The sequence below is a fragment of the Embleya sp. AB8 genome (assembly GCF_049739465.1).
Taxonomy (GTDB): domain Bacteria; phylum Actinomycetota; class Actinomycetes; order Streptomycetales; family Streptomycetaceae; genus Embleya.
Genome location: NZ_JBMHHY010000011.1, coordinates 308,749 through 315,673, shown reverse-complemented (window position 1 = coordinate 315,673; position 6,925 = coordinate 308,749). Strand labels below are relative to the sequence as shown.

The following is a 6,925-nucleotide window of genomic DNA, read 5'->3' as shown; positions in this document are numbered from 1 at the left end:
CGCGGCGGCACGCGGCGGCACGCGGCGGCACGCGGCGGCACGCGGCGGCACGCGGCGGCACGCGGCGGCACGCGGCGGCACGCGGCGGCACGCGGCGGCACGCGGGCGAACCGGCGTGCACGCGCCGGGAGTTCCCCCGCTCACGAAGGGGCTGGATCGCAGCGATGCGAAGCCCACGGGCCGCGCGGTCTGCTTAAACGCCCGACGGTCCGGATCCGACCAGGCCGTCCGGCCGTCCGGGCACAACACGAGCACCGGTGGCAGGCGCTGCAGGTGCCAGCATTGGCCGAACAGGTGTGCGTACACAGGGAGTTCCGCACCCCACGCACGCACCCGCCAACCGCAGCAGCCCAGGGCCCTCGGGCACGCGACGTTCTCGCACGCCGAACGAGCCGGATCAGGCCGGACCGGCCGGCGTTCGGGCTCGACGCGAGCACCGGCCGCCGGCAAGCAGGTGCGGCACGCGGGCGATATCGGGCGAACCGGGTTACGCGAGCGCGGAGTTGAACGCCCACGCACGGGCCGGCCATGACGGCCCGGAGCCTACGGGCGCAGGGTGTCCGCGCACGCCGAATGAGCCGGATCAGCCCAGGCCACCCGGCATTCGGGCGCGGACACGCGCACCGGCCGCCGACAAGCCGGGCGGCACCCGGCAGCCATGGGCAAACCGGTGTACGCATGCAGGGAGTTGAGCGCACCCACATACGAGTTGCCTGCGACAGCCCAGGGCCCGCAGGCTCACACACTGCGGCGCCGGGTGCCCGCGCACGCCCGAAGCGCCGGACCGGGCCGGGCCGTCCGGCGCTCGGCCCGACACGAGCACCGGCCGCCGACGAGCGAGCGCAGCACGCGGCACCGACAGCGAACAGGTGCGCACACGGCCGAAGTTCCCTGTGCGCACCGCCGCTCGTCGTCACCCCGCCCCGCGACCAGCTCCCGGCGGCGTGGTCCGCGATCACACGACGCGTTCGCTGCCTCCGTCGATGGGGATCTGGGCGCCCGTGGTCGCGGCGAAGTCGTCGGAGCACAGCCGGATGACCGCCTGCGCCACCGTGGCGCTGCTCACCTCGGTGCGCAGCAGGTTGCGTCGCTTGTACTGCTCGACCGTCATCCCGTAGTCGGCGGCCCGCTTGGCCAGGATCTCCTCGGTCCACAGGCCCGTGTCGAAGACCGCGTCCGGGTGCACCACGTTGACCCTGATGCCGTCGGCGGCCCATTCCAGCGCGGCCACCCTGGACAGTTGCGTGACGGCCGCCTTGGACGCCGAGTAGGCCGCGGCGCCCGGCCCGGGGGCCGGCACGTTCCGGGACGCGATCACCGCCACGCGGCCACCGCGCGGCGCGAGCGCGAGCAGTGGGTGGGTCTCCCGGAAGAGCAGGGCCACCGAGTCCACGTTCACCGCCATCGAGCTGCGCCACGCGTCGGTGTCGAGCGCGGCGATCGGCGCGCCGGCCTTGAAGACGCCCGCGCTCGCCACGACCATGTCCAGCCCGCCGAACCGTTCGACGGCGGCGCGCAGCGCGGTGTCCACGGCGGCGGGGTCGGTGACGTCCACGGCCTGCCCGAGGTAGCCCGGTCCGGCGAACGTCTCGGTGACGCCCGCGTCGAGGTCCCAGCCGACGACACTGGCGCCGGCCGCCAACAGGGCCCGTGCGCAGGCTTTTCCGATCCCCGACGCGGCGCCCGTGACGAGCGCGATCTCGCCGGCGAACGGCAGCGGCGGCCCGGACCGGCGCAGCTTGGCCTGTTCCAGGTCCCAGTATTCGAGGTCGAAGATGTGCTCCTCGGACGCGGGCCGGTAGCCGCCCAGCCGCTCCCCCGCGGCGATCACGTCCATCGTGTGCGCGTAGATGTCGCGGGCGATGTCCGTGTCCTTGGCGCTGCGCCCGATCGTAAGCATGCCGAGGTCGGGGTCCAGGACGATCCTCGGCGCGGGGTCGAGTTGCTTCAACTCGGTGCCGCGGCGCCGGTGGTGGCGTTCGAAGTATTCCCGGTAGCAGTCGGCGTAGCCGGCGACGTCGCGGCCGACCAGCGGCACCCGCTTGGTGCGGATCACGTGGTCGGGGGTGGCCGGGCCGCGGTTGGCGACCTCGGCCAGGTCGGCGCGCGCGACGAACTCGGCCGTGGCCTCGTCGGCGTGCCGGGCGACGATCATCGGTCCGCCCGCCGCATCACTGATCTCCCGGCGCAGGGAGGCCAGTTCCGCACTCGTGGGCCGCGCCGGCCCGGGCGCCGCGACGCGCACCGCGCTCGCGTGCTCGCTCAGGTGTCGTTCGGCGCGGGTGATCAGCTCGAGGTGTCGCTCGTAGGCCTCGCGGGTGTCGTCGCCGAAGGTGAACAGGCCGTGGTTGAGCAGCACGATGCCGGTGGTCGCGGCGTCGGCCTGCTCGCGCCACACCTCGGCGCAGCGCACGGCGAGGTCGAAGCCGGGCATCACGTAGGGCACGATCGCAACGTCGTCGCCGAACACGTCGCGGATCACCGCTTCGCCGTCGGCCAGGTTGGTCAGCGTCAGGATCGCGTCGGCGTGGCTGTGTTGTACCGCGCGGTGCGGCAACATCGCGTGCAGCAGCGCCTCGACGGAGGGATCGGGGGCGGCGGCGTCGAGCAGTGCGCAGCGCAGTTCGTTGACCATCTGCGCGTCGCTCAGCGCGGGTACGGTGAGCAGTTCGCGCAGTCGGGCCAGGCGCAGCGGGGCGAAGCCCTCTGGGCCGATCGAGGCCAGGTCGTGGCCGCTGCCCTTGACGTAGAGCACGTCGATCGGCGCGCCGGTGACGTCGGCGACCTCGGCCTTGACGGAGGTGTTGCCGCCGCCGTGCAGCACGAGTGTGGGTTCGGTGCCGATCAGTCGCGAACCGTAGGCGCACTGCGCCAAGGGACCGTCGCCGGCGTCCGCGTCGGACCATCGATTGCGCATGGGTGCACCGTCCTCGTCCTGGGATTCATCTGACCTACCGAGCCAATTTGTCTGACAACTTAGGAGGTCGTGCGCCCACGGTCAAGGCGTCGAGGCCGGCCCCGGCCCTCCCCCGCTCCTCGGGGGCACCGCGATCACGGCGTCCGTGCCGGGAGAGCCAACGGCCGCCGGGTCGTGCCTGGTGCCGCGCCCGGCAACATTCGCCGGGCGCGGCACCGGTTGTCGGGTCGATCAGCGAAGGCTGCCTCGGATGGCCTCGGGGTCGGTGGGTGCGAGGGGGGCGGTGGCGCTCTTCGCGGTGAGCGCCGGTGGCGGGGTCACGTAGACGGGGGTGGGTTCGGATTCGGGGGCGCAGGTCTTGGCGATCCGGCCGCCGCCCTTGGGGAGGCTGCCGTCGCGGAGATAGGCGGTGAAGGTGTCGTCCAGGCAGGCGTTGCCGTGGAAGAGGATTTCGTGGAAGCTGCCGCCGTTCTGGACGACCAGCTTCGAACCGGGCAGCGCGTCGTGCATGGCGAGCCCGCCCTCGTAGGGCGTGGGGGCGTCCTCGGTGGCCTGGAAGAGCAGTACGGGCGGCAGGCCCTTGCCGGTGATCTTCAGCCGGCCGGCCTGGTTGCCCTGGTGCGGCCAGAACATGCAGGCCGCGTTGTACCACATGTTGTTGTAGGTGTAGAAGGGCGCCGCGGCGTCGATCCCGGCCTGGTCCTTCTTCCAGAACTCCCAGTCCCGGGGCCAGGCGTTCTCGGTGCACTGCGCCGCGTTGTAGGCCGGGAAGGTGCCGTCGTCCGCGGTCGGCGCCGCGTAGCGGTTGTAGGCGATGTTCAGCGGCCGGGTGTCGTGGGCGGTGAGGTAGGCCGACAGCACGGTGGCCATCCGGGGCCAGCGCAGGAAGTTGTAGCCGCCGCCGGAGAAGGTGTCCTCGAACTCGGCCGGGCCGATCCGGCCGGGCGCCGGGGCGGCGTCCACCGGGTCGGTCCGCAGCGCGGCCTCGACCTGCCGGTACGCCTTCACCACCGCGGCGGGATCGGTGCCCAGGTGGTAGACCGAGTCGGCCCTGGCCGTCCAGTCGGCGAAGGCATCGAAGCGGCGCTGGTGTTCCCGGTCCTGGAGGACGTTGTGGTCGTACCAGCTGATGGTGGGGCCGACGATGGAGTCGAGCACCATCCGCCGTACCCGCGAGGGGAAGAGTTGGCCGTAGGTGGAGCCCAGCGAGGTGCCCCAGGAACCGCCGTAGAAGTTGATCTTCGGGGCGCCGAGCGCGCGCCGGATGCTCTCCAGGTCGCGGGCGTTGTCGACGGTGGTCATGTGCGGCAACAGCCAGGACCAGTCGGCCGTGCAGTCGGCGGCGTACCCGGCGGCCTTCTTCAGCCAGGCCTTCGAAGTGCCTTGGCTCACCTGGTAGTCGGGCCGCTCGGCGTGGAAGTAGTTGGCGTCGCACACCACATGGGGCTCGCTGGCGTTGGTGCCGCGCGGGTCGAAGCCGATCCAGTCGTAGGTCGAGGCGACGTCCGCCGGGATCTGTCCGGAGATGAAGGCGGGCATCCAGAGCCCGGAGTCCCCCGGGCCGCCGGGGTTGAGCAGGATCGGCCCCTGCTGCTTGTCCTTGGGAGCAGTGGCGGGAAGTCGGTTCACCTTGATCTTGATCCGGCGGCCGCGCGGATCCGCGTAGTCCACCGGCACGTCGAGCATCGCGCACTGCAGCGCGGGCGTGGTGGTGTCGTTACAGGAACTCCAGACGAGTTTTCCCGGCCCGAAGTCCTCGGGACCACCGGTGTCGGGAGCCGCGCCGACGGACGCGCCACCGAGGGCCACGACCACCACGGCGGTCGAGAGCATCGCTAAGACTTTTCTCATGGAGAGCATGATGTGATATGTGAAATTGCATAACCAGAGACTCGATCGGACGTTACCAATCTGTGACCGAACGCAGTCGGGGGTGCACTCGCCGCATCGAAGGCACCTGGCTCCCCCGGTGTGTAACAACGTCGTCGGGTCGAGGCGTCAAGTCGGTGACGGGGCATCCGCCCCGGGTCTGGAGAACCGCTGCATGACCACGAACTCCCCGGTGCGCCAGGGCAATCGCCCGGCAGCCGGCCGCACTGCGCGGGCCCCACGCACAGGTACGCGCCGCCGCGCCCGCACGTTGTTCGCCGCCACCGCCGCCGCGCTCGTCCTCGGCGCCGCGCTACCCACGTCCGCCGGCGCGACCGACGCCTGGACCGCCGCACCGCTCCCGGCGGCCGGCAACGTCAGCCTGACCGGCGTGACGAAGCCCGACGCGCACACCACCTGGGCCTCGGGCTTCCGCGTCCCGGACCGGGGCCCGCTCGTGCCCGTGTTGTACGCGCGCGACGATCGGCGCGGCGACGCGTGGACCGAACTCCCCACCGCGCCGGGCGTCACCGGGCGCACCAACGCCGTCGCCGCGAAGTCGCCGCACGATGCGTGGCTGGTCGGCGACACCACCCAGGGCGCCACCGGGGACCCGATCATGACCCAGCACTGGGACGGGCGTTCCTGGACGGTCCGGGACGCGCCGATGCCCGCGAACTCGCAGGGCGGCGGGCTGCTGAGCGTCTCCGAGCGCTCCCCCGACGACGTGTGGGCGGCCGGCTGGGTACAGGCGATCGACAAGATCACACCCGATCCGAACGGCGGTCCGAGCCGCTACGACACCCACCACGAGGGCATCGTCCAGCACTGGGACGGCCGAGCCTGGACCCGCGTCGCACTTCCCCAACCGGTGGCCTCCTGGGGCCTGAACTCCATTGCCGTGGCCGGGCCCGACGACGTATGGGCGGTCGGCAACGGCTACGGCGACGACGACAAGCCGCTCGCGCTGCACTGGGACGGGCGCGCGTGGAGTGCCGTCCCGGTACCGCAATTCGGCGGTGTGTGGGGCGAGTTCAACGCGGTCGTGGCGAACGGCTCGAACGACGTGTGGGCGGTCGGGCGCCGGCTCCTGGACGACAAGGACCACGGCCACGCGCTCGTCATGCACTGGGACGGGCACACCTGGACCGCGAGCACGCCGCCCGCGAACGCCGGCCCGATGTACGGCGCGGCCCCGGCACCGGACGGCATCGTCGCGGTCGGCGAGACCGCCGACCGCGAGAACGGATACGGCCTACGGGTGACCCCCTCCCGAGCGGCCTCCCTCGACATCCCGGCCCCCGCCGCCGACGGCCGCTCGTACCACCCGTGGTCGGTCCGCACCGACCGAGGCACGATCACGACCGTGGGCGCCTCGAACGCCCCCGGACAACCGATCACGGGCCTGCTCCTGACCGGCCACCTGTAGCCACCACCGCCGCCGCCGCCGACGACCGCCCGGCCCGCCAACGGGCCCGGGCGGTCGCCTGCGGAACGGGACATCGGCCGGAGACCGGCGCGGGTCCGGGGTCGGGCCACCAGGCCGTTGTGGCATCCGATGCGGTTTCGGGTGCTCCCGTCAGGGTCGGGCCACCAGCTTCACCACGGTCACGAGCAGAGCTGTCTTCGTAATCATGTAGGTGATGACGGCGACTCCGGCGATCTGTGTGATGCGATGGTCATCGTTGCCGCCGCCAGGGTAGGGACGGGAGTCGGCGCCATAGGGATCGCGGGCGATCACCCCGACACCCTCCTCGAACGCGACTCGGGTCTTCGTGCTCATAGCGCGGAGTTCGGCGCGGACGAGGTCGGTGTATTCGACCGTGTAGCGGCTCACCGGGTGGTCCGGCCATTCCATCCGGACGCCTCATCGCCGAAGACCTCGTCCGCGGTCCACGTACGCAACCTGCCCTCGGCGGCGGCGTTCAGATCGGCGATGACGTCGGGATCGTTGCCCATCGTCACGATGCCCCACCACAGGAGCACAAGATTGGCGATGTCACCGAGGGCGGCATCGGCCAGTTCCCGCTCGAACTGCGCACGTTGGTCGGGATCGAGCGCTTCGCGTACGCCACGGATCGTGCATGCCACGTTCGTCGGCGGTGCATGGTCTGGCTGGACACTCATCTCGGATCTCCT

Annotated in this window: 5 protein-coding genes; 1 reads left to right on the top strand and 4 read right to left on the bottom strand. The window is 71.9% G+C overall.

The features are described 5' to 3' along the window. Positions 1 to 955: 955 nt before the first annotated feature. Both ABIA38_RS18370 and ABIA38_RS18365 read right to left on the bottom strand, forming a co-directional pair. Entirely contained in the window at positions 956 to 2,917 is a 1,962-nt protein-coding gene (locus tag ABIA38_RS18370; RefSeq protein WP_424639747.1) for a bifunctional aldolase/short-chain dehydrogenase, read from the bottom strand. Positions 2,918 to 3,148: 231 nt separating this feature from the next. Beyond that, on the bottom strand, positions 3,149 to 4,768 hold the full coding sequence (locus tag ABIA38_RS18365; RefSeq protein ID WP_424639746.1) for an alpha/beta hydrolase: 1,620 nt from the start codon (positions 4,766 to 4,768) through the stop codon (positions 3,149 to 3,151). 193 nt (positions 4,769 to 4,961) lie between these two features. On the opposite strand from ABIA38_RS18365, the gene ABIA38_RS18360 reads away from it, so the two are divergent. Then, positions 4,962 to 6,215, top strand: a complete 1,254-nt coding sequence (locus ABIA38_RS18360) for a hypothetical protein (protein WP_424639745.1) — start codon at positions 4,962 to 4,964, stop codon at positions 6,213 to 6,215. Positions 6,216 to 6,365: 150 nt separating this feature from the next. Here the strand turns inward: ABIA38_RS18360 and ABIA38_RS18355 are convergent, their stop codons facing one another. Both ABIA38_RS18355 and ABIA38_RS18350 read right to left on the bottom strand, forming a co-directional pair. After that, positions 6,366 to 6,623 carry a hypothetical protein gene (locus ABIA38_RS18355; RefSeq protein ID WP_424639744.1) on the bottom strand — a complete coding sequence of 86 codons (258 nt, stop codon included), beginning with the start codon at positions 6,621 to 6,623 and terminating at the stop codon, positions 6,366 to 6,368. Continuing rightward, positions 6,620 to 6,913, bottom strand: a complete 294-nt coding sequence (locus ABIA38_RS18350) for a hypothetical protein (protein WP_424639743.1) — start codon at positions 6,911 to 6,913, stop codon at positions 6,620 to 6,622. Before ABIA38_RS18350 ends, ABIA38_RS18355 begins: the two co-directional genes overlap by 4 nt. Positions 6,914 to 6,925 lie beyond the last annotated feature (12 nt).